General features: G+C 68.1%; 22 protein-coding genes. 13 read left to right on the top strand and 9 right to left on the bottom strand.

Annotated elements, in window-relative coordinates; genetic code table 11:
* Positions 1 to 30 precede the first annotated feature (30 nt).
* Entirely contained in the window at positions 31 to 846 is an 816-nt protein-coding gene (locus AWB94_RS28560; RefSeq protein WP_062658572.1) for an HAD-IIA family hydrolase, read from the top strand.
* Here AWB94_RS28560 and AWB94_RS28555 read toward each other — a convergent pair.
* Entirely contained in the window at positions 843 to 2,549 is a 1,707-nt protein-coding gene (locus AWB94_RS28555; protein WP_062658571.1) for a DEAD/DEAH box helicase, read from the bottom strand. The two genes, AWB94_RS28560 and AWB94_RS28555, sit on opposite strands and share 4 nt — an antisense overlap.
* A gap of 201 nt (positions 2,550 to 2,750) precedes the next feature.
* Between AWB94_RS28555 and AWB94_RS28550 the strand changes: the two genes are divergently transcribed.
* Positions 2,751 to 3,491 (top strand): polysaccharide deacetylase family protein, encoded by a 741-nt coding sequence (locus AWB94_RS28550; protein WP_234811915.1) that lies wholly within the window; start codon positions 2,751 to 2,753, stop codon positions 3,489 to 3,491.
* On the opposite strand, the gene AWB94_RS28545 is transcribed toward AWB94_RS28550, so the two are convergent.
* Positions 3,438 to 4,379, bottom strand: a complete 942-nt coding sequence (locus AWB94_RS28545; protein WP_062658569.1) for an SDR family NAD(P)-dependent oxidoreductase — start codon at positions 4,377 to 4,379, stop codon at positions 3,438 to 3,440. The two genes, AWB94_RS28550 and AWB94_RS28545, sit on opposite strands and share 54 nt — an antisense overlap.
* A 101-nt stretch (positions 4,380 to 4,480) precedes the next feature.
* Here AWB94_RS28545 and AWB94_RS28540 point away from each other — a divergent pair, with 101 nt between their 5' ends.
* From AWB94_RS28540 to AWB94_RS28530, 3 genes are all read left to right on the top strand, one after another.
* Positions 4,481 to 5,020, top strand: coding sequence for a TetR/AcrR family transcriptional regulator (locus AWB94_RS28540; RefSeq protein ID WP_062658568.1), 540 nt, complete (start codon positions 4,481 to 4,483; stop codon positions 5,018 to 5,020).
* A gap of 190 nt (positions 5,021 to 5,210) precedes the next feature.
* Complete coding sequence (gene groL, locus AWB94_RS28535) at positions 5,211 to 6,836, top strand: chaperonin GroEL (RefSeq protein ID WP_024451790.1); 1,626 nt, start codon at positions 5,211 to 5,213, stop codon at positions 6,834 to 6,836.
* Between the two features lie 143 nt (positions 6,837 to 6,979).
* Entirely contained in the window at positions 6,980 to 7,813 is an 834-nt protein-coding gene (locus AWB94_RS28530) for an endonuclease domain-containing protein (RefSeq protein ID WP_062658567.1), read from the top strand.
* Positions 7,814 to 7,875: 62 nt separating this feature from the next.
* Here the strand turns inward: AWB94_RS28530 and AWB94_RS28525 are convergent, their stop codons facing one another.
* Together AWB94_RS28525 and AWB94_RS28520 are read right to left on the bottom strand one after the other, a co-directional pair.
* On the bottom strand, positions 7,876 to 9,195 hold the full coding sequence (locus AWB94_RS28525; protein ID WP_062658566.1) for an MFS transporter: 1,320 nt from the start codon (positions 9,193 to 9,195) through the stop codon (positions 7,876 to 7,878).
* A gap of 72 nt (positions 9,196 to 9,267) precedes the next feature.
* Complete coding sequence (locus tag AWB94_RS28520; RefSeq protein ID WP_062658565.1) at positions 9,268 to 10,341, bottom strand: oxygenase MpaB family protein; 1,074 nt, start codon at positions 10,339 to 10,341, stop codon at positions 9,268 to 9,270.
* A 49-nt stretch (positions 10,342 to 10,390) separates the two neighbouring features.
* Between AWB94_RS28520 and AWB94_RS28515 the strand changes: the two genes are divergently transcribed.
* Positions 10,391 to 11,017, top strand: coding sequence for a TetR/AcrR family transcriptional regulator (locus tag AWB94_RS28515; protein WP_165605372.1), 627 nt, complete (start codon positions 10,391 to 10,393; stop codon positions 11,015 to 11,017).
* Positions 11,018 to 11,032: 15 nt separating this feature from the next.
* On the opposite strand, the gene AWB94_RS28510 is transcribed toward AWB94_RS28515, so the two are convergent.
* The 3 genes from AWB94_RS28510 to AWB94_RS28500 are packed head-to-tail and all read right to left on the bottom strand — an operon-like array spanning position 11,033 to position 14,261.
* Positions 11,033 to 11,632 carry a TetR/AcrR family transcriptional regulator gene (locus AWB94_RS28510; protein WP_062658563.1) on the bottom strand — a complete coding sequence of 200 codons (600 nt, stop codon included), beginning with the start codon at positions 11,630 to 11,632 and terminating at the stop codon, positions 11,033 to 11,035.
* Positions 11,629 to 12,480, bottom strand: coding sequence for an oxidoreductase (locus tag AWB94_RS28505; RefSeq protein WP_062658562.1), 852 nt, complete (start codon positions 12,478 to 12,480; stop codon positions 11,629 to 11,631). The genes AWB94_RS28510 and AWB94_RS28505 overlap by 4 nt, the downstream gene beginning before the upstream one ends.
* A 56-nt stretch (positions 12,481 to 12,536) precedes the next feature.
* Positions 12,537 to 14,261: an N-acyl-D-amino-acid deacylase family protein gene (locus AWB94_RS28500; protein WP_062658561.1), complete on the bottom strand. Its 1,725-nt coding sequence runs from the start codon at positions 14,259 to 14,261 to the stop codon at positions 12,537 to 12,539.
* 22 nt (positions 14,262 to 14,283) lie between these two features.
* On the opposite strand from AWB94_RS28500, the gene AWB94_RS28495 reads away from it, so the two are divergent.
* The 7 genes from AWB94_RS28495 (at position 14,284) to AWB94_RS28465 (ending at position 21,125) form a co-directional block, all read left to right on the top strand.
* A complete protein-coding gene (locus AWB94_RS28495; RefSeq protein WP_062658560.1) occupies positions 14,284 to 14,661 on the top strand; it encodes a VOC family protein in 378 nt (125 codons plus the stop codon).
* A 37-nt stretch (positions 14,662 to 14,698) separates the two neighbouring features.
* Complete coding sequence (locus tag AWB94_RS28490) at positions 14,699 to 15,664, top strand: SDR family NAD(P)-dependent oxidoreductase (RefSeq protein ID WP_062658559.1); 966 nt, start codon at positions 14,699 to 14,701, stop codon at positions 15,662 to 15,664.
* A 136-nt stretch (positions 15,665 to 15,800) separates the two neighbouring features.
* Positions 15,801 to 17,189, top strand: a complete 1,389-nt coding sequence (locus AWB94_RS28485) for a hypothetical protein (RefSeq protein WP_131805371.1) — start codon at positions 15,801 to 15,803, stop codon at positions 17,187 to 17,189.
* A gap of 48 nt (positions 17,190 to 17,237) precedes the next feature.
* Positions 17,238 to 17,759 (top strand): mycothiol transferase, encoded by a 522-nt coding sequence (locus AWB94_RS28480; RefSeq protein ID WP_062658557.1) that lies wholly within the window; start codon positions 17,238 to 17,240, stop codon positions 17,757 to 17,759.
* A 53-nt stretch (positions 17,760 to 17,812) separates the two neighbouring features.
* A complete protein-coding gene (locus tag AWB94_RS28475; RefSeq protein ID WP_062658556.1) occupies positions 17,813 to 19,324 on the top strand; it encodes an aldehyde dehydrogenase family protein in 1,512 nt (503 codons plus the stop codon).
* Between the two features lie 60 nt (positions 19,325 to 19,384).
* Positions 19,385 to 20,245, top strand: a complete 861-nt coding sequence (gene ppk2 / locus AWB94_RS28470) for a polyphosphate kinase 2 (protein WP_062658555.1) — start codon at positions 19,385 to 19,387, stop codon at positions 20,243 to 20,245.
* 28 nt (positions 20,246 to 20,273) lie between these two features.
* The gene (locus AWB94_RS28465) at positions 20,274 to 21,125 is read left to right on the top strand and encodes a hypothetical protein (RefSeq protein WP_062658554.1); all 852 of its coding nucleotides are present in this window, start codon (positions 20,274 to 20,276) and stop codon (positions 21,123 to 21,125) included.
* Here AWB94_RS28465 and AWB94_RS28460 read toward each other — a convergent pair.
* Complete coding sequence (locus AWB94_RS28460) at positions 21,105 to 21,542, bottom strand: hypothetical protein (RefSeq protein WP_131805370.1); 438 nt, start codon at positions 21,540 to 21,542, stop codon at positions 21,105 to 21,107. The two genes, AWB94_RS28465 and AWB94_RS28460, sit on opposite strands and share 21 nt — an antisense overlap.
* Positions 21,543 to 21,869: 327 nt before the next feature.
* Entirely contained in the window at positions 21,870 to 22,538 is a 669-nt protein-coding gene (locus AWB94_RS28455) for a hypothetical protein (RefSeq protein ID WP_207626224.1), read from the bottom strand.
* Positions 22,539 to 22,573 lie beyond the last annotated feature (35 nt).

The raw sequence follows: 22,573 nt of genomic DNA, 5'->3' as shown, positions 1-22,573 counted from the left end.
GCCAGAGGACCGGCCGTTTACTGTCGGCACATGGCGATCGGTGGCGTGCTGTTCGATATCGACGGTGTCCTGGTGACATCGTGGCAACCGATTCCCGGAGCTGCCGCGGCGCTGCAGGCGCTTTCGGCGAACCAGGTTGCCCGTAGTTACCTGACCAACACCACCACCCGCACCCGCAGGCAGATCGCGGACCTGCTCACCGCGGCCGGTATGGCCGTCGCGCCCGACGAGGTGGTGACCTCGGCGCTGCTCACCGCCGAGTACGTGCGTGACCGCTATCCGGGCGCCCGATGTTTCCTGGTGAACAGCGGGGACATCGCCGAGGACATGGCCGGCGTGGACATCGTCTACTCCCATCAGTTCACCGGGCCGGCCGCGCCGGAAACCCCGGATGTGGTGCTGCTCGGCGGCGCGGGCCCGGAATACAGCCACCTGACCCTGAGCTGGGTGTACGACTGGATGGCTCAGGGCGTGCCGGTGGTGGCGATGCACCGCAGCACCGCGTGGACCACCACCGACGGACTGCGGGTGGACACCGGGATGTACCTGATCGGGATGGAGGAGACATCCGGGCGCAAGGCCACCGCCGTGGGTAAGCCCGCACCGCAGGGTTTCCTGGCCGCCGCGAGCCGGCTCGGCGTGGATCCCGAGGAGATGTACATGGTCGGCGACGACCTCAACAACGACGTGCTGGCGGCCCAGGTGGTCGGGATGACCGGTGTGCTGGTGCGCACCGGCAAGTTCCGGCAGTCCACCTTGGATCGTTGGGCCGCAGACGATTTCGCCATGCAGCCGAACCGTGTCATCGATTCGGTGGCGGACCTGCCGGAGCTGCTGGGGCTCTAACCGCCCGACAGTTCGCGCTGCATCTCGCGCACCGCGTCGATGCGTTCCTGCAGCTGTTCGCGGGTGGCCGCCGCGACCGGCGGACCGCCGCGGCGGCGGCGCAACTCGTTGTGGATCCACCCGTGCGGCCGGCCGGTGCGGTGGTGCAACGCCGACACCAGCACGTTGAGCTCGCGGCGCAGGTCCCGCAACTGGCCGTGGGTGGTCTTCGGCGGCGGCTCGCCCGAGGCGGTGCGCTTCTGCAGTTGCTCGTCCTGGCGGCGGCGCAGCAGGTCGCGCATCTGGTCGGTGTCCAGCAGCCCGGGAATGCCGAGGTAGTCGGCCTCCTCCGCGCTGCCGGCCGGGGTGGAGGTGCCGAACGATGAGCCCTCGAAGATCACCTGGTCGAGTTCGGCCTCGGCCCCGAGGTACTCGAAACCCCGGTCCAGGTCCGACTTCTCGTCCTTGCGCTTCTCGGCGTCCTCGAGCAGTTCGTCGTCCAGGCCGTCCTTCTCGCGGTGCGGCTTGCCGAGCACGTGGTTGCGCTGCTCCTCCATCTCGGAGGCCAACTGCAGCAGGTTGGGCACCGAGGGCAGGAAGATGCTCGCCGTCTCACCGGGGCGGCGGCTGCGGACGAATCGGCCGATGGCCTGCGCGAAGAACAGCGGGGTGGACGCGCTGGTGGCGTACACCCCGACCGCCAGCCGCGGCACGTCGACACCCTCGGACACCATGCGCACCGCCACCATCCACCGGCTGGTGGATTCGGAGAACTGCGAGATCTTGTTCGAGGCCGTCGGATCGTCGGACAACACGACGGTGGGCGCTTCGCCGGTGATGGTGGTGAGCAGCTTGGCGTAGGCGCGGGCCGCGGTCTGGTCGGTGGCGATGATCATGCCGCCGGCGTCGGGCACGTGCTGACGCTTCTGCTGCAGCCGGGTGTCGGCCGCCGCGATCACCGCGGGCATCCATTCGCCGGCGGGGTTCAGCGCGGTGCGCCAGGCCCGCGCGGTCTGTTCGGCGGTCAGCGGTTCCCCGAGCCGGGCCGCGTGTTCCTCGCCGGCGCTGTCGCGCCAGCGGGCTTCACCCGAGTAGGCCATGAACACGACGGGGCGCACCACGCCGTCGGCGAGCGCGTCGGCGTAGCCGTAGACGTGGTCGGCCCGTGAGCGCTGGAAACCCGCGCCGTCGGTCTCGTAGGTGACGAACGGGATGGGGCTGTCGTCGCTGCGGAACGGGGTACCGGTCAGGGCCAGCCGGTGGGTGGCGTCGCCGTAGGCCTCCCGGATGCCGTCACCCCAGCTCTTGGCGTCACCGCCGTGGTGGATCTCGTCGAAGATCACCAGCGTCCGGTGATTCTCGGTGCGCACCCGGTGCCGGGTCGGGTGGCTGGCCACCTGGGCGTAGGTGACGGCGATGCCGTGGTAGTCGCTGGAGGTGTGGCCGGCCGAGTTGCTGAACTTCGGGTCGATCGCGATGCCGACCCGGCCCGCGGCCTGCGACCACTGTGTCTTGAGGTGTTCGGTGGGGACCACCACCACGACCTGATCGACGGTACGGTCGCTCAGCAACTCCCCGGCGATGCGCAGAGCGAAGGTGGTCTTGCCGGCACCCGGGGTCGCGACAGCCAGGAAATCCTTGGGCTTGGCGGACAGATACTTCACCAACGCCCGACGTTGCCAGCCCCGCAAAGCCTGGGTGCTGGGCGCATCGTTAGGCCGCACCCGAGACTCCTATCTGGTCGAAGGGCAGTCTAGGGCAAGGGGTTCCGGGTTCGCATACCCGCAGGACGTGTCGCACGGGGCGCGCCGGGGATCGCCCGGTTTCCGGTGTCCGCTCGTCGCGCAGCACCCGCACCGCCCCAGCAAACCCACAGTCGCGGGACACAGTGCGTCCAGAGTCGGTGCCTAGCCTTCGGACAGGTGATGACCAGGCGGATGTTCCTGGCGGCCGGGTCCGCCGCGGTCGCGGCGGGCGTGTGCGCACCGCGGGCGGCGGCCGCCCGCGCGCCCAGTCAGTGGGGAATGGCGCTGCCCGGGATCGCCACCTCGTTCGTGCCCGCCGGACGCCAGCTGGCGCTGACGTTCGACGCCTGCCCGGGCCGCGGCTGCGACGACGCGCTGCTGGACACCTTGCGACACAACCAGGTGCCGGCGGTGCTGTTCCTGAACGCCAGGTGGATCGACCAGCACCCCGACCGGGCCGCGGAACTGGCCGCCGATCCGTTGTTCGAGATCGGCAACCACGGCACCCGGCATGTGCCGCTGTCGGTGAGCGGTCGCTCGGCGTACGGCATCCCCGGAACGCGCTCGCCCGCCGAGGTGGTCGACGAGGTCTCGGGCGACAAGCAGAAGATCACCGAGCTGACCGGCCGGCCGCCCACCTGGTTCCGGCCCGGCACCGCGCACTATGACGATGTCGCGGTGTCGATCGTGCACGACCTCGGTGAGCGGCCACTGGGCTTCACGGTCAACGCTGACGCCGGGGCGACGCTGCCCGCGGCGAAGGTGTGTGCCAACGTGCTGGGCGCCGCCCCGGGGTCGATCCTCATCTCGCACATGAACCACCCGGAGGCCGGGACCGCCGCGGGGTACGCCGCGGCGATCCCGCAGTTACGCGCGGCCGGATGGGAGTTCGTCCCATTGCGTGACCGGGTCGTCCAGTGACTCCGGGAAGGTCACGCCGGTGAGCTCCTCGGACACCGCCCACAGCCGGCGCTGTGCCTCGACGTCGTAGGAGTATTCGCTGGAGGTCACCAGCTTGGGACGGCCCTTCTGTTCGGCGAACCCGTCGGGTCCGTAGTACTGACCGCCCAGCGCGCCCGGATCGGTGGCGGCCCGCAGTGTCGGCAGTGCCCCCATCGCGGCCTCCTGGAACAGCGCGCGTGCGACGGGAAGGGCCAGCTGGAAGGCGCGCGGCAGGTGGCGCGCCAGTTCGGTGTCCGAGCCGCCCGGGTGTGCCGCCAGCGCCGTCGTACGCTGCCCGGTCAGTCGGCGTTGCAGCTCATAGGTGAACATCAGGTTGGCCAGCTTGGACTGGCCGTACGCGATGAGCCGGTTGTAGTCGCGCTCCCACTGCAGATCCTCGAACCGGATGGCGCGGGCGAAGCGGTGCCCGATGCTGCTGACCGTCACCACTCGGGAGCCGGGCACCGGCAGCAGCCGGTCGAGCAACAGGCCGGTGAGGGCGAAGTGGCCGAGGTGGTTGGTGCCGAACTGCAGCTCGAAACCGTCGGCGGTGGTCTGCTTGGGTGGGGTCATCACCCCGGCGTTGTTGATCAGCAGGTCGATGGTGCGGTAGGCGCCCTTGAGCTCCTCGGCGGCCTCGCGCACCGAGGCCAGCGAGCCGAGGTCGAGCCGCTGCAGGGCGACGTCGCCGCCGATCCGCTCGGCGGCCGCGCGGCCCTTGTCGAGATCGCGGACGGCCAGCACGACGTGGGCACCCTTGTCCGCGAGTGCCTTGGCGGTCTCGAAGCCGAGGCCGGTGTTGGCCCCGGTGACGATGGCGGTGCGGCCCGTCTGAGGCGGAATGTTGGCAGTACTCCAATGGGACATGAGAAACTCCTTGTGCGGGTTAAGCGGAGTAGGTTCTCCGGTTAGTTGCGACTATACGGAACGCACGCCCCGCTTTGTTGATTCCCGTGAGGTGATGAGTCGTGCGCGCGGATGCGGCCCGCAATCGAGCCAAGGTGCTCGACGTCGCTTACCAAACTTTTGCCGCCGACGGACTCGGCGTCCCCATCGACGAGATCGCCCGCCGCGCCGGGGTGGGGGCGGGCACCGTCTACCGGCATTTCCCGACCAAGGAAGACCTGTTCCGGGCGGTCGTGGAAGACCGGATGCGGCAGATCATCGACGAGGGCCGGGCCCTGGTGGCGGCCGATCCGGCCGGTGGCCTGTTCGAGCTGATCCGCGCGATGGTGCTGCAGTGGGGCGCCACCGATCGCGGCCTGGTCGACGCGTTGGCCGGCGCCGGGGTGGACGTCAACAGTGCCCTGCCCGCGGCCGAGGCGGAGTTCCTGGGCATGGTGGGGGATCTGCTGCTGGCGGCGCAACGGGCCGGCGCGGTCCGCCCCGATGTCACCGTGCCCGAAGTGAAGGCGCTCGTCGTCGGCCTGCAGGCGATGCAGGCCTACAACGCCGGGGTTGCCGAACGCGGCACCGAAGTGGTGATCGACGGTTTGCGCCCGCGGTGAACCGGCCGTCGCCGACCTTGCACTCGCCCTGGTCGAGTGCTAAGAACGTACTTGGCACTCTCAACTGATGAGTGCTAGGTCGGGACGGTGAGGCCGGGGCCGCACCTGCGGGAGCACACTCCAGCCGTCCGTCGCGGGCACTGCGCCCGGCCACAGACGTGCAATTCCCAACCGGAGGAATCACTTCGCAATGGCTAAGACAATTGCGTATGACGAAGAGGCCCGTCGCGGCCTCGAGCGGGGCCTGAACAGCCTCGCCGACGCGGTCAAGGTGACGCTGGGCCCCAAGGGCCGCAACGTCGTCCTGGAGAAGAAGTGGGGCGCCCCCACGATCACCAACGACGGTGTGTCCATCGCCAAGGAGATCGAGCTCGAGGACCCGTACGAGAAGATCGGCGCTGAGCTGGTCAAAGAGGTCGCCAAGAAGACCGACGACGTCGCGGGCGACGGCACCACCACCGCCACCGTCCTGGCCCAGGCCCTGGTTCGCGAAGGCCTGCGTAACGTCGCTGCCGGCGCCAACCCGCTCGGCCTGAAGCGCGGCATCGAGAAGGCTGTCGAGGCCGTCACCGCTCGCCTGCTGTCGACCGCCAAGGAGGTCGAGACCAAGGAGCAGATCGCTGCCACCGCCGGTATCTCGGCCGGTGACCAGTCGATCGGCGACCTGATCGCCGAGGCACTCGACAAGGTCGGCAACGAGGGTGTCATCACCGTCGAGGAGTCCAACACCTTCGGCCTGCAGCTGGAGCTCACCGAGGGTATGCGCTTCGACAAGGGCTACATCTCGGGTTACTTCGTGACCGACGCCGAGCGTCAGGAAGCCGTCCTGGAGGATCCCTACATCCTGCTGGTCAGCTCCAAGGTCTCGACCGTCAAGGATCTGCTGCCGCTGCTGGAGAAGGTCATCCAGTCCGGCAAGCCGCTGCTGATCATCGCCGAGGACGTCGAGGGCGAGGCCCTGTCGACCCTGGTGGTCAACAAGATCCGCGGCACCTTCAAGTCGGTCGCCGTCAAGGCCCCCGGCTTCGGTGACCGCCGCAAGGCCATGCTGCAGGACATCGCCATCCTGACCGGTGGCCAGGTCATCAGCGAAGAGGTCGGCCTCTCGCTGGAGACCGCTGATCTCGCCCTGCTGGGCCAGGCCCGCAAGGTCGTCGTCACCAAGGACGAGACCACCATCGTCGAGGGTGCCGGTGATTCCGACGCCATCGCCGGTCGGGTGGCCCAGATCCGTGCCGAGATCGAGAACAGCGACTCCGACTACGACCGCGAGAAGCTGCAGGAGCGCCTGGCCAAGCTGGCCGGCGGTGTTGCGGTGATCAAGGCCGGTGCCGCCACCGAGGTGGAGCTCAAGGAGCGCAAGCACCGCATCGAGGATGCCGTTCGCAACGCGAAGGCCGCCGTCGAAGAGGGCATCGTCGCCGGTGGTGGCGTGGCCCTGCTGCAGTCGGCCCCGGCCCTGGACGAGCTGAAGCTCGAGGGTGACGAGGCGACCGGTGCCAACATCGTGCGCGTCGCGCTGTCGGCACCGCTCAAGCAGATCGCCTTCAACGGTGGTCTGGAGCCCGGTGTCGTCGCCGAGAAGGTGTCGAACCTGCCCGCCGGTCACGGCCTGAACGCCGCGACCAACGTGTACGAGGACCTGCTGGCCGCCGGCGTTGCCGACCCGGTCAAGGTCACCCGCTCGGCGCTGCAGAACGCGGCGTCCATCGCGGCGCTGTTCCTCACCACCGAGGCCGTCGTCGCCGACAAGCCGGAGAAGGCCGCCGCACCTGCGGGCGACCCGACCGGTGGCATGGGCGGTATGGACTTCTAAGTCCTGTTACGAAAAGGCCCTGATGCGTTCCGCGCATCAGGGCCTTTTTCGCGTTATCCCCAATGTGGGTTCTGTGAACACGAACGGGCCAATCGTCGTGCACAGGGCCCACACTCGTCGGTGGCTGCCGTGAGTTTGCAGGCATGGAGCCCTTCATCGGCAGTATGGCCGTCGGTCGTGGTGAATTCACCCGGCGGGGGTTGGCCCGCGACCATGTCGCCCTCTACCGCGACGTGTACGTCCGGGGCGACGTCGAACTGACGGCTCGGATCAGAGCCCAGGCGGCGTGGTTGTCCTCCGGCGCGATGCTCGCGGGGGCGTCGGCCGCCGCGATCCTGGGCACGAAGTGGTTGGACCCGAAAGCCCCTGCCGAGATCATCCGCGCGGACCGGCACGCGCAGGCCGGAATGGTCGTGCGCTCATGGAAACTCGCGGACGGCCAGACGTGCCGGGTGGGCGGCGTCGAATGCACGACGCCGGCCCGTACCGCCTTCGACCTGGGGCGGCGTTACCGCGACGACGTGGCCGTCGTCGCGGTGGACGCCGTGCTGAACGCGACCCGCATCGAACCCGCCGATGTTCTCGCCGTGGCCGAGGTGCATCCAGGCGCCCGAGGCGTCGCGCGGCTGCGGGCGCTGCTGCCCATGGTCGACGGTGGTGCCGAATCTCCCCAGGAGAGCAGGCTGCGTCTGCTGCTCGTGCGGGCCGGTCTGCCGCGCCCGGAGACTCAGATTGCCTTCCCCCGGTTACGCATCCGCGTCGACATGGGGTGGCGGCAGTGGAGGGTCGCGGTCGAGTACGACGGCGTCCAGCACTGGGCCGACGGGCGCCAGCGATCGTGGGATATCGACCGCATCGCGCTACTCGAAGAGGCCGGTTGGGCGGTTGTGCGGGTCAGCGCCGAAATGCTGAGGCGCCCGGACGTCATTGTGCAGCGGGTGCACGCGAAGTTGCGGGCGGCGGGCTGTCCTGTCTGACGAGTGTGGGCCCTGTGCACGCCAATTCGGGCATACGCGTGCACAGGACCCACACTCGACAACTAAAGCTCGGGCAGGGGAGTGGGTTTCAGCGCGAGCGTCGCGGCGACGCTGATCACCGACGTCCCGGCCAGGTACGCGCACGCGATCCACGGTGAGCCGCCGGCGGCACCGATCAGCGCGGTGAGGATCAGCGGGGTCAGGCCCGAGGCGTACACACCGGAGAGCTGATAGACCGTGGACAGCCCGGTGTAGCGGATCCGTGCCGGGAACAGCGACGCATACAACGTGCCCTGCGCCCCGTAGAACAGCGCATGGATGACACCGAACACCACCAGCATCGCCACCGCGTACAACGCGATGTTCTTGGTACCGAACAGCGCGAACACCGGGAACACCGCCAGCCCGTAGGCCGCGATGCCGGTCGCGTATATCCGCTTGGCGCCGAACCGGTCGGTCAGTATGCCGGAGACCGGCAGTAGGGCGGCCATCAGCAGCGCGGCCACCGTGACCGACACCAGTACCGGCACCTTGTCCAGCTTGAGTGTCCCGGTGGCATACGAGATCGCGAAGACGCCCCAGGTGTTGAACGCCGCACCCTCACCCCAGCGGGACAACATGCCCAGCACGGTGGAGCGCAGCACCGGTGGCTTGAACACCTCGCGCAGCGGCACCGCGGCACGGTCGTCGCTGTCGCGCACCTTCTCGAATGCCGGTGTCTCGCTTGCCTTCAGCCGCACCACCACGCCGAATACCACCAGCACGATGCTCAGCAGGAAGGCGACGCGCCAGCCGTAGGCCAGGAACGCGGCGTCCGACAGGGTGGCCTGCAACACCGCGAACACCCCGGTGCCCAGGGCCAGGCCGAGCGCCAACCCGATCTGCGGGATGCTGCCGAACAGGCCGCGCCGTCGCCGTGGGCTGTGTTCGACGGCCAGCAGCACCGCACCGGCCCATTCACCGCCGAGCGCGAAGCCCTGCACGACGCGCAACAGCAGCAGCAGGATCGGTGCCACCACACCGATCTGTGCGGCCGTGGGCAGCAGGCCCATCAGCGCGGTGGCCCCACCCATCAGGAACATCGTCAGCGCGAGGGTCTTCTTGCGGCCGATGCGATCCCCGACGTGGCCGAACACGAAACCGCCGATGGGACGGACCACGAAGCCGACCGCGAAGGTCGCGAACGACAACAGGGTGCCGACGAAGGTGGTCTGGTCTGGGAAGAAGGCGTGGTTGAACACCAGGCCGGCCGCGGTGGCGTAGAGGAAGAAGTCGTACCACTCGATGGTGGTGCCGACCAGGCTGGCCCACAGCGCGGTGCGCGCCTGCGGCGAGATGGCCCGGTCCTGGTCACCGGGGGCCGGCGCGTCGGTGACAGTCACGAGGATCAATCACCGCACGGCGCGGACCGCCAGACCAGCGTTAGGCGCGCGGTGATCGAAAGGCGCCCGGGGTCAGGTGATCGATCCCAGGATGGGCTGGGATTCCAGCAGACCGTCGTCACTGGGCGCGGCACCGTCGGTGAACACCCGCCGGTGTTGCCGGGCCCGCCACTCCAGGTGCGCCTCGGCGGGCTTGTCGTAGCCGTACCGGGCGCGCGCCTGCGCCGGGGCGAGAACCTCGCGGCGCCGGGCGGGCACACCGCGCAGCACGGGTGCGACGACCGCAACAGTGGCCGGCGAGATCATCCGGATCACCCGCAGCCGGACCGCGGGCGGGCTGATCTGCAGCGCCGCGAACGACGCCCGCAGGATGGGCCGGACCAAGGCATCGGTCAGGCGCGACTGCGGCAGCCCACCCATCTCGCGCATCCACTGCGGCAGGGTCGCGATGACGCCGGCGCGCAGAAAACGGTTGATCACCCAGGTGGCCGGGGTGAACACACCGCGCATCGGTGACACCAGAGCGGCCCCGTTGACCAGGTGGTCCATGGCCTGCCGGGCGATCGGTGAGCCGACCAGCCGTGGACGCATCTTTTCGAAATAGGCGCGCACGCCCTCCCGGTCGCGGGGGACGTCGGCGGGGTCGCAGGTCTGCAGCTCGGCCGCGACGGCGCACTCGGCCCAGTACTGGCGCTCTTCGTCGTCGGACAGCTTGCCGGGCCCGTAGGTCTCGTAGGCGTACAGGATGGAGTGCCAGGCCGTCAGGTGGATCCACAGTTGGGATTCGGGATCGTTGGCGTCGTAGCGCTTTCCGCTGTACGGGTCGTTGCCGATCGCCTTGGAGTGCACCTTGACCAGCACGTCGGCGGCCTTCGACGTGGTCCGTGAGTCGCCGAAGGCCACCAACGCGAAGTAGTGCAGTGTGCGGTCGTAGCGGGTCCGGGGACGCCGGTAGATGTCATGGGTCTTGTCGACCGCGGCGACGAGCGCGGGGTCGAGCTCCTCGACCACCACCGCCCGGATGAAACCCACGGTCAACGACGTGGGATAGCTCCACACCTTCCACGTCACCGAACCGGGCCCGAAGAAGCCGTAGTCCTCGGCCGGTTCGGTGGGCACCGGGGCTCGAAGTTGTTGCAGCACCATGAGCGATCCTCCCCCTGACATTTCCTACATAGGTGTAGCATTTTCCTACATGACTGTAGGAACTGCCGTCAAGAGGCGGGCGTCGCACCTCGGACCCGAACGCAGGCGCCCCTTGGTGCTCGACGCCGCGATGGAGATCGCCCTGGCCGACGGCATTCCCGCCGTCACCATCGAGGCCATCGCCGCCCGGCTCGGTGTCACCCGTCCGGTGGTCTACGCGTGCTACGCCAACCGGATCGACCTGTTGACGGCACTGTTGGAACGGGAGGAGCGCACCCTGCTTGAGGGGGTGCTGAGCGCATACCCGGCGCCGGGGAGCTTTCCGAAGACCGAAGCCGCCTATGTTGCCGGCATGCAGGCGCTGCTGGGCACGGTTGCCGCACATCCCGATACGTGGCGAATGTTGTTCTGCGCCAACCCGGGCCGTGATGTGGCGGAAACGTTCTCGCGGGGCCGGCGCCGCATCGCCGAGCAGTTCGAGCGACTGGTGCGCCCCGACTTGGTGCGCTGGGGCACCGTGGACGCCGAGCGCAAGGCTCCCGTGCTGGTCGAACTGTTCGTGTCCATGGCCGAAAGTGCGGTGCGCAGCCTGCTCGACGCGGACAACGCCCATACCGCCGAGGAACTGGGAGAACTGGTCGGCCGGGCGGCTTTTCGGGCGATCCGCGGTGCGTAGGCCCGGCCGCGCCGGTCACTGCGCGGCTTGGACCCGCAACCAGATCTCGGTGCAGGCCTGCCGCGCCTGAGCCAGCCGGGCCGGCGACACCCGAGAGGCCTGATAGAAGTTGCGTTCGATCATCCAGCACAGGGCTTCGGCGAGGGCCGACGATTGGTCGGGGCGCTTGCCGGCCGGCACACCCATCTGCTCGAGGATCGCCTTGATGGCGGCGATGAAGATGTCGGCCGTCTCTTTCCACAGCGCGTCGAGCTGCGGGACGGTGGCCGCCAGGTCGATCGCCGTGCGCATGACGACACCGTGCTCGCGCCACAGATCCTCGGTCCGTCTCATCGCGGTGTCGATCGCCTTCGCCCCGCTGGCGGCGTCCTCGGTTGCGGCGCGCGACTTCTCGTGCAGCACCGCGACGGTGCGGGCGAACAGCGCCGTGATGATCTCCTGCTTGGAGCCGAAGTAGAAGTAGAGCGCCCCGCGGGTGATGCCGGCGCCTTCGGCGACGTCGGCGATCGTCATCGCGTCGTAACCGATGGTGCTCAGTAACCGCTCGGCCGCGTCCAGTATCGCGGCCTCGCGCAGATCACCCTTGCGGGGTTCGCCGGATCGTCGCCTGGTCAACTGGCCGCAATCTGATGGCCATCGGGGAAATCGGTACTGCGCGAAAGTGTTTCCCAGGCCGCGATATCGGCGTCGACGGCGTCGCGTCCGGCCCGCACCAGCCGCAGTGCATCGGATCCCAGCAGGAGGTGGCGGGGCGGTTCGGCGGCGTCGACGACGGTCAACACCGCCGCCGCGGCCTTCGCCGGATCGCCGAGCTGATTGCCGTCGGCCTGTAGCCGTGCCTGGCGGATCGGCTCGAACACCACGTCGTAGTCGTCGATGGCGCGTTCGGCGCGGACCATCGACCGGCCCGCCCAATCCGTCCGGAACGACCCGGGTTCGATTGCGGTGACGTGGATCCCGAACCCTGCGACCTCCTTGCCGATGCTCTCCAGCAGACCTTCCAGGGCGTACTTGCTGGCGCAGTACGCCGAGAGCCCCGGTACCGTCATCAAGCCGCCCATCGAGGTGACGGCCATGATGTGCCCGGCCCGCCGCTTGCGCATGTAGGGCAGCACCGCCTGCACCGTGGCCGCAGCGCCGAACACATTGGTCTCGAATTGCGCGCGCAGCTGCGCCAGCGGCGTCTCCTCGAAGACGCCCTCCAATCCGTAACCGGCGTTGGCGATCACGACGTCGATGGGGCCGATCGACGCCTCGGTCTCGGCGACGGTGTCGACGACCGCCCCGTGGTCGGTGACGTCGAGGATCCGGCCGTGCGCGTTCGCGCCCAATGCCTCGAACGGGGCGAGATCGGCGGTCCTGCGTACCGTTCCGATGACGGTGTGGCCGGCTTCCAATGCGCCGTGCGCGAAGGCGCGGCCGAGTCCGGTGCTGACCCCGGTGATGAAGAACGTCTTGGGCATGACACGAGGATACCCACTAATCGACATCATGTCGATTTTTATAGTCTTGACGTTGATTAGGCGGGCGCCGGTTGCCGCCCGCGAATCAGCTTGCCCGGCCGGGCCGCGGTCGGCTGCCCGCGCTCGGCGATGATCTCGCCCGACACGATGGTGGCGACGTAACCGTCGGCGGTCTGGTCGAGCCGGCGCCCACCGGCGGGCAGGTCATGGGCCACCGTCGGCTTGTGCAGTGCCAGCGCGTCGTGATCGATGACGTTCAGGTCGGCCTTGTACCCGACGGCGATGCGGCCACGATCGGCCAGGCCCGCCACCCGTGCGGGCACCGTGGTCAACTCCCGCACCACCTCGGCGATGCCGAGCCGGCCGGTGGCGCGATCCCGCACCCAGTGCGTCAGCATGTAGGTGGGAAAGCTTGCATCGCAGATCATTCCGTAATGCGCCCCACCATCGCCGAGGCCGAGCACCACGTCATCGCGGCGGATCAGATCGGCGACGGTGTCCAGCGACCCGTCGCGGAAGTTGGCCAGCGTGACCAGCAGCATGGCGCGCCCGTCGTCGTCGAGTAGCCGATCGTAGGCCTCCTCCAGGGGCGACACCCCGCGGGCCGCGGCGCGCGCGGCGATGCTGTCCGACGGATCCGGCTCGTAGTTCGGCGGGTCGCCGAGGGGGAAGATGTAATCCCAGGCCTGCACGGCGAACATCAGCGGATGTCCGTCGCCGGCCGGCGTGTCATTCAGAATCCGTTCGCGCACTTCGGGTTTACGCATCTGCGCGACGCGCTCGGCCAACGGCAAACCCTCGATCGCCCGGTAGCTGGGGTAGGTGATGAACGGGTTGCCGGACAACTCCAGGCCGATCACCAGGCCGATCGGGCGCGGGAAGATCTGCGCGGTGATCTCACCACCGCCGGCGTTCGCCTTCTCCACCATTCGCAGCGCGTCCAGATGCAAAGCGGGACCGGCGTTTCCGATCGCCAGGGTGAACGTCACCGGCAGGCCCACGTCGGCCGCGACGTCGAACACCGCCTGCAGCGCCCCTTCATAGTCCGCGGCCAGCAGGTCGGGTACGAACTGGATCAGCCCGCCGCCGGCGTCCTTGACCCCGAGCGCGATCGCCTCGATCTCGTCGTGGCCCGCGTCGTAACTCGGAATCGGCCGGCCGCTCTCGGTCTTGTGGATGGTCAACCGGGACGACGCGAAGCCGAGGGCGCCGACCTGGACGGCTTCGGCGGCGAGCTTGCGCATCTGCGACAGGTCCTCCGGGGTGGCGGGCTCGCGATCCACGCCGCGGCGGCCCATCACGTACACCCGCAGCGGCGAATGCGGCAGGAAGGCCGCCACGTCGATATCGCGGCGGCGTGAGTCCAGGGCATCGAGGAATTCCGGGAAGGTTTCCCAGGTCCAGGGCAGTCCGTCGACCATCACCACCCCGGGGATGTCCTCCACCCCAGCCATCACGTCCACCAGCGTTTCGTGGTCGCCCGCCCGGCAGGGAGCGAAACCGACTCCGCAGTTGCCCATCACGGCGGTGGTGACCCCGTGCGCCGAGGACGGGGTCATCCGATCGCTCCAGATCGCCTGCCCGTCGTAGTGGGTGTGCAGGTCCACGAACCCGGGCGTGACGAGCAGTCCGGTGGCCTCGATCTCGCGGCTGCCGGTTCCTGGCACGGCGCCGACCGCGGTGATCATCCCGTCGGTGACCGCCACATCGCCGACATACGGTGCCCCGCCCGAGCCGTCGACGATGGTTCCGTTCCGGATCACGAGGTCGTGGTGTGTCATACCTCGAACCTACGATGGCGCGATGATCGATCACCTGGGAATCAACTGTGCAGACTTCGCCAAGGCGCAGGAGTTCTACGACACCGTGCTGGGCGTCCTCGGATTCACCCGGCAGATGGATGTCGGCGTGGCCGTCGGTTACGGCCGCGACGGCAAGCCCGACTTCTGGATCGCCGATGTCCATGCCGGCGATGCGACCGGCCCCAACCGGGAAGTGCATCTCGCCTTCCAGGCCGCCGACACCGATGCGGTGCGCAAGTTCTACGACGCGGCCGTCGGCCTGGGTGCGGAAGCGCTGCACGCGCCCAGGTTGTGGCCGGAATACCATCCCGGCTACTTCGGCGCCTTCGTGCGCGATCCGGACGGCAACAACGTGGAAGCGGTCTTCCACGGGGCGTGACGGGAATCATCGCGCCGGGCAGCGGTTGGAAAACGTTATGAGCCTTTCGACTCTTCCGTCCCATGCTGCCCCCGTCAGGACGCCATTCGGTTTCGAGTCCACCGCGGCCGAGGTCAGCGCCGGCGTCGAGCTGTCCGGCAAGACCGCGATCGTGACCGGCGCATCGTCGGGCATCGGCGTGGAGACGGCTCGCGCGCTGGCCGCCGCGGGCGCCGCCGTCACCCTCGCGGTGCGTGACGTGGACGCCACCCGGCCGATCGCCGAGGGCATCCGCCGCGATACCGGTAACGACGCGGTGACGGTCGCGGCGCTGGATCTCAGCAGCCCGGACAGTGTGGTCGCCTTCGCCAGTGCGTGGACCGGTCCGCTACACATCCTGGTGAACAATGCCGGAGTCATGGCCGTGCAGCGGCTGACGCTCACCGAGGCGGGCCACGAACTGCAGTTCGCGACCAACCACCTGGGCCACTTCGGGCTCGCCATCGGCCTGTACGACGCGCTGCGCCAAGCCGGCGGGGCCCGGATCGTGTCGGTGAGCTCGTCCGGTCATCTGCGCTCACCGGTGGTGTTCGACGACATCGACTATGCGTTTCGCGAGTACGACCCGTTCGGTGCGTACGGGCAGAGCAAGACCGCCAACGTGCTGTTCGCCGTCGAGGCCAGCCGGCGCTGGGTCGGCGACGGCATCACCGCCAACGCGCTGATGCCCGGCGGCATCGCCACCGCGCTGCAGCGGCACCTGCCGTTCGGCTACAACGCGGAAGCGCGTGAGCGGTTCCGCCGGGCGGGCAGCCGATTCAAGAGCGTCGAGCAGGGCGCGGCCACCTCTGTTCTGCTGGCCGCCTCGCCGTTGGTGGAGGGCGTGGCCGGCCGCTACTTCGAGGATTGCAACGAGGCGGCCGTCGTCGGCCGCCGCGATGCCGGAATCGGCGGTGTCGCGCCGTACGCCCTGGACCTGGAGAACGCCGAACGGCTGTGGGACGTGTCGCTGGCCATGTTGTGAGGGCGTGTCGTCCGAACGGGTGAAACAGCTGGTGAAAGGGATATCGGCGGCTCGAAGGCATTGACCGGAGGCGGCGTGTCAACGGATTCTGAGAACGTCCTGTTTACGTGGCTGTCAATAAATCCGGGGGCTCACCATGTCGGTCAACGTTCGTCCGCATACCAAGATGATGTCGGCCCTGCTGGCGGCCGGTGTGGTGGCCGCCGCCACCCCGGCGTGGGTACAGCTGGCGCAGCACGCCGCGCCCGCCGTGAGCGTCGCGGCGGTGCAACCCGCCTCGGTGGTCACGGATCTGCTCTACAACGTCGGCACCGTCGTGAACGGGGTCACCAAGATTGTTGAGGCGCCCATCGAAGCGGCGCTGTGGACTCCGGACTATGCGATCGGCACGGTGCTGATCGGCCTGCGGGATCCGGCCCTCATCGGCAGCCTGCTCAGCTTCGTCGCCCAGCAGTACCTGAATCCGACATATGGCGGGTTCGCCGATTACGGCGTCAGCGGCCTCACCGATATCACCTCGGTCCTGCCGCCCCCGGTCGGAGCGTGGCTGACCGGGGCGGTTGCCGGAACGGTCGCCCGCATCGGCTCGCTGTTCGACGGATTACCCGACCCGAGCGCCGGGGAGTCCGCGTTCTACGACTTCGTGAACCTCGACTTCGTGGGCAACATCGTCGACGACATCAACTGGCTGGCACTGGCTCCGGTCTACTCGATCGCCGAGACGGTGAGCTATCTGGGGTATCTGCCGTACGAATTGGAAGCCTCCCTCGAATCCGCGCTGCGTAATCCTTCCGAGATCCCCGGCTTGATCAGCAATCTGGTGTGGGGGCTGATCGAACCGTACAACGGGCTGCTGGGCCGGATCGTGGACAACTTCGTCGCCCCGCTGACCTATCTGCCGGGGATCGGAGACCTGATCTCGAACGTGTACACGGCAATCGCCGACGGCGTCCAAAATCTCCTGGACCTGTTGCCCGCGCCGGTGACGCCCACGCCGTTCCCCTCGACGGCGGCCTCGACGTCGACCGCGACAGCCCTGGTGGCCGCTCTGCCGTCGAGCGCCGATGTGGTGACGCTCGATGTGCCCAAGACCGCGGACCAGCTGACCACGACATCCGATACCGAACGCAAACAGATTGCCGCGGTGGATGTTCCGCCCGGTGCTGCGGAAGCGGTGACCTCCACGCCGGTCGCCGATCCCGGCGTGGAGCCGGATTCGGTAACCGGGCCCCTCGTCGACACCCAGCCGCAGGCACCCGCCGGTGACGTCACCGATGGCGCGCCCGGGTCGGGCACGGAAGCCGCCGAGGACGCTCAGGACTCGGACGACGCAGGCGCCAAGGCGGCCGAGGAGACCAAGCCCGTCGGCGCCGGACGGCACCGGGCCGATACGAAGAAGGACGAGACCGGCTCCGAGCAGAAGGCCTCCGAACAGAAAGACTCTGAGCAGAAGGAGTCCGAGCAGAAGGCCTCCGAACAGAAGGCCTCCGAACAGAAGGACTCAGAACCGAAGGCGGCCGCCTGACCGCAGAGTGCGATCGGGGTGTCGGTGCCCGCGAGTACGTTGGCGACCATGACAGGGGACATCGAGGCCGCCCGCGAACTGCTCCGCGATTCGTTCACCCGGCTCATCGAGCATGTCGAGGAACTGACCGAAGGTCTCACCGAGCAGCTGTCGTCGTGGCGGCCCACCCCGCAGGCCAACAGCATCGCCTGGCTGATCTGGCACAGCGCCCGGCAACAGGACATGCAGCTCGCCGATATCGCCGGGGCCGAACAGGTGTGGATCCGCGACGGCTGGCGGGACCGCTTCGCGTTGGACCTGCCCGGTAACGACATGGGCTACGGCCACACCCCCGCGGAGGTGGGCAAGGTGCGCGCCCCTGCCGAGCTGCTGGCGGGCTATTACCGCGCGGTGCACAAGTCCAGCCTGGAGTACATCGCCTCGGTCGGCGCCGACGAATTGGCGCGCATCGTGGACGAGCGCTGGGACCCGCCGGTGACCGCGAGTGTGCGGCTGGTGAGCATCGTCGACGACGCTGCTCAGCACCTCGGGCAGGCCGCTTACGTGCGGGGGATCGCGCCCCGGAGTTGACAGGTGTCAACCCCGATGCGAGCTGCGTCACACATGCGGTTTAGCATGGCCCTATGACTGCTACCGCAGACCGCTCTGACGTTGCCACCATCCACAACCCCGCCACCGGCGCCGTGGCCGGCGAGGTGCGCTGGACCGCCCCGGCCGATGTGCCGCGGATCGCCGCCGGTCTGCGCGAAGCTCAGCGCGAGTGGGAAGCCCGCGGCGCCAAGGGCCGCGCCAAGGTGCTGGCCCGTTACGCCGTCTGGCTCGACGAACATCGTGGCGAACTGGAAAAGCTGCTGATCGCCGAGACCGGCAAATCAGCCACCGACGCCGCCCAGGAAGTGCTGCTGGTCAGCATCATCCTGTCCTACTACATCAAGGTGGCGGAGAAGGCCATGGCGCCGGAGGCCAGGCCGGCCCCGTTGCCGTTCCTGTCTGTCAAGAAGATCACGGTGCACTACCGCCCGCGCCCGGTGGTCGGCGTCATCGCACCCTGGAACTATCCGGTGGCCAACGCGCTGATGGACGCCATCGGTGCGCTGGCGGCCGGCTGCGCGGTGCTGCTCAAGCCGTCTGAGCGCACGCCGCTCACTGCCGAGGTGCTGTTGCGCGGCTGGATCGACTCCGGCGCCCCCGAGGTGTTGGCGCTGGCCCAGGGTGCCCGCGAGGTGTCCGAGGCTGTGATCGACGTGTCCGACTACATCCAGTTCACCGGTTCCTGCGCCACCGGCACCAAGGTCATGGAACGGGCCGCGCGCCGGCTCACCCCGGTGAGCCTGGAACTCGGGGGCAAGGACCCGATGATCGTGCTGGAGGACGCCGATATCGACCTGGCCGCCAACGCCGCGGTGTGGGGTGCGATGTTCAACGCCGGCCAAACCTGCGTGTCGGTGGAGCGCGTGTACGTGCTGGAACCGGTCTACGACCAGTTCGTCGCCGCCGTGGTCAAAGCCGTCGAGAACCTCAAGGTGGGCGCGGGCGAGGGATACGACTTCGGTGCGCTGATCGACGAGTCCCAGGTCGCGGTGACGGCACGGCACGTCGACGACGCGCTGGCCAAGGGCGCCAGGGCGCTGACCGGTGGCAAGCGCCCCGAGGGACCCGGCAGCTTCTACCCGCCGACGGTGCTGGTCGACGTCGACCACTCGATGGCGTGCATGACCGAGGAGACCTTCGGCCCGACGCTGCCGATCATGAAGGTGTCGTCGGTGGGCGAGGCGGTCCGGCTGGCCAACGACAGCCCCTACGGGTTGAGTGCGGCGGTGTTCTCCAAGGACGTCGAACGGGCCAAAGATGTTGCGCTGCAACTGGAGTGTGGTGCCGTCAATGTCAACGACGTGATCTCCAACCTGATGTGCACGACGGCCCCGATGGGTGGCTGGAAGACCTCCGGTATCGGCGCGCGGTTCGGTGGCGTCGACGGCGTGCGCAAGTTCTGCCGGCAGGAGACGGTGGTGTTGCCCCGGACCAACGTCGGAGCCGGTGGCAACTACTACAACCACTCGCAGAAGGCGCTGGCCCGGGCCAACAAGCTGATGACCAAGCTGGCCCAGGCCCGCCCCCGACGCGAGGCCAAGTAACTCACCGGCTGTTCACCTGCACGTCACCGGCTGGTACGCCCAGGTGGATAGCGTCGTCGCGTGACGACTCTGGACACCACCGGCTACTCCGTCCGCGACGACGACGATGACGACCCCGAGTTGCTGTTGCAGCCCAGCGGTGAGGTTGTCGACACCTGGCGTGAGGGCTATCCGTACGACGAGCGGATGCAGCGCAGCGAGTACGAGGAGCAGAAGCGGCTGCTGCAGATCGAGTTGCTGAAGCTGCAGAAGTGGAGCCAGGCCAACGGTCACCGGCATGTCATCGTGTTCGAGGGCCGCGACGCCGCGGGCAAGGGCGGCACCATCAAGCGGTTCATGGAACACCTCAACCCGCGCGGCGCCCGGGTGGTGGCACTGGAGAAGCCGACCGAGAAGGAACGCACCCAGTGGTACTTCCAGCGGTACGTGACGCACCTGCCCGGCGCGGGCGAGATCGTGCTGTTCGACCGGTCCTGGTACAACCGGGCCGGTGTCGAGCGGGTGATGGGTTATTGCACCCCCAAGCAGCACGCCGAATTCATCCGCCAAACACCGCTTTTCGAGCAGATGCTGGTCAACGACGGCATCAGCCTGACCAAGCTGTGGTTTTCGGTGACCCAGTCCGAACAGCGCACCCGGTTCACCATCCGCCAGGTCGACCCGGTCCGGCAGTGGAAGCTCTCGCCGACGGATCTGGCCTCGCTGGACAAGTGGGAGGACTACACCGTGGCCAAGGAAGACATGTTCGCCTGGACCGACACCGAGATCGCGCCGTGGACCGTGGTGAAAAGCAACGACAAGAAACGCGCCAGGATCAACGCGATGCGCTATGTCCTGGGTAAGTTCGACTACGACAACAAGGACCATGGGGTCGTCGGCCAGGCCGACCCGCTGATCGTGGGGCGCGCACTGTCCGACTGACGCGGCCCCCTTAGCCGAGGAGGGCGCCGTGCGGTTTCTGCTGGCGGCCCTGCTCTGGCTGATCACCACCGCGCTACTGGCCGTCACTGTTCCGGCGCTGTGGGCGCAGCACACCGTCGTTTCCGAGGACGGATATGCCGCCCTGGCCGCCTCGGCCGCCAAGGACCCGGCGCTGCAGCAGGCGATGGCATCCGAACTGGGTGCGCAGCTGATGACGGCCACCGGCGCCTCCGGTGTGCAGGGCACGGTGCTCGACGCGGCCGTGAGTGCGTACACCGCCAGCGACGTGTTCCCCGGCCAGTTCGCGACCGTGAACCGCCTGGCACACCGGTGGTTGTTCACCGACACGGCGGCCCGCTCGGATGACTCGGGCCGCTGGGTTGTCGACCTGGCCCCGATGCTGGCCGATACCTCGATCAAGCAGACGCTGGTCGGTTTCGGTGTACAGCCGCCGGCCACGCTGGAGGTGCCGCTCACCGAGAAGGTGTCCGCGCATCTGCGGCCCGGGCAGCTGAGATTGGTCGGGGTCTGGGGGCCGTGGGCCAGTGTCGGGGCGGCGGTGCTGACCGCAGTGTTTGCGCTGCTGACCTTGGCCGCCGCCCGAGCACGTGGCAAAGCCCTTGCCGCACTCGGGGTTTCGGCCCTACTGGTGGGGGCGGCCGGATGGGCCGGTATCGAGATCGGACGCCGTTTCGTCGACGACGCATTGAATCACACGACCGGCGACGTGCACGCGATCGCCGACGTGATGGTCGATCACGCGGTGGGCAGCATGCACGTGTGGCTCAACCTCACCCTGACGGTCGGCGGTGGCCTGGTGATCATCGGGGTGATCGTGGCGCTGCTGAGCGGGTTGGGCTCACGGCGTGACGTTGCGTGACGGGTCGGCGCGGCGCTTGCGAAGACCTCCAAGCCGGTAGGCAAGGTAGTAAAGGGCGACGAACAGCCCAACCGATGCGAATCCGATCAGCATGAACTGCACCATCTGCCGGCGGGCGACGGGACAGCGCCCCGTCCCGTCTTGATAGCCGAGCGCAACTAACACCAATCCGACAGCCAGCGTTCCCCCGACCGCATACGCGCTGCCCTCTCTGTTCGTCAGGCAGACCGCTACCGCTGCAACGCAGGCGATCACGATGGCGAGCAGTAGCCACCAGGTTTTCGGGGCCGTGGTGATCTCGCCGTACGAACTGAGCCCGGGCTCACTGGGAGATCGCTTTGCGTCCGAACTTCGCGTGCTGAACGTCAAGGTCCGCCCTCGGATGACGAGATATGGCGTATTCAGATAGGCCCGCACGATGAGTATCGCAGCGACCACGCAAGCAAGGACCAAACCTCCGCGCCAATCCGGCGGATAAAGGGCGAAGAAGGTAGCTATCGTGGCAACGAAAGCGCCGGCCCAGTACAAACGCCTTTCTATCCGAGCCTCTTTGGACGGCAAGAGCGGTGGGAGTGCGATGGCCAGGACTGCCATTACGGCGAATAGGGGATTGATCATCTGATTATCGTGTTGCTGCCTGATAGCCCTGCTCGCCGCCCCACTCGCCCAGGTACGCCCCTCCCGATCAGCGCGCTAATGAAGTCATCGGACACGAACCGAGTCGAGTGAGTGCGGGCGGAGAAGTCAAGACCCGCGGGCGGGGCGGTCGATGTAGTAACCGATGGCGTAGGCAAGCGCGGGAACGAGGAACACCGGGATCGACGCGATGACGATGATCAGCAGTTGGCCACGTTGCTTGCGCCCGATGTCGAATCCGTCCCGGGCGTCGAGGTAGCCAGTCAGCGCAAGCGCCGTTGCAGCTAAAGCGATCGCCGCGATTGTCACCGGGGTCATTCCCTCCGAAAGCCCAACGCCTCCCGCCCCGACACTCAAGACGGACAGTGTCCACCAGTGCGTCGCGGCGGTGACAAGACCGCCGTAGGAGTCCGGAGGTGGGTCCGCGGGCGAATGCGGACTTCCGTCCGGCGCCGGGTCCGGTTGGCTGCGAGTGATCGTGTACGCGAACACGCGTCCGCCGATCTTGACGTAGGAGGTCCGGAAATACGCCACGATTACCGCGACCACGGCGATCGCCGTGAGAGTTATGGCGGACAATTTCCACCCGCGGTTTGCCACCGCTACTGACATCAGAATGGCGCCGAATAGCCAACTTAGCCAATAGATTCGGCGCTCAACGCGAAGGTTGTCGGTATACGCGCTCGCGGCGCTGCCTGTAACGACAACGAGTGCCCCGACAACAATCCAAACGTGGGGCGGTGTCGAGGCGAGAATGCCAACATGGGCGGTGGCCACCGTGTCACCGATCAAGGCCAATTGTGCTTCCTGTT

The organism is Mycolicibacterium canariasense, assembly GCF_002101555.1.
In the GTDB taxonomy this organism is placed as follows: domain Bacteria; phylum Actinomycetota; class Actinomycetes; order Mycobacteriales; family Mycobacteriaceae; genus Mycobacterium; species Mycobacterium canariasense.
This window is presented reverse-complemented; position numbering and strand designations above follow the sequence as displayed.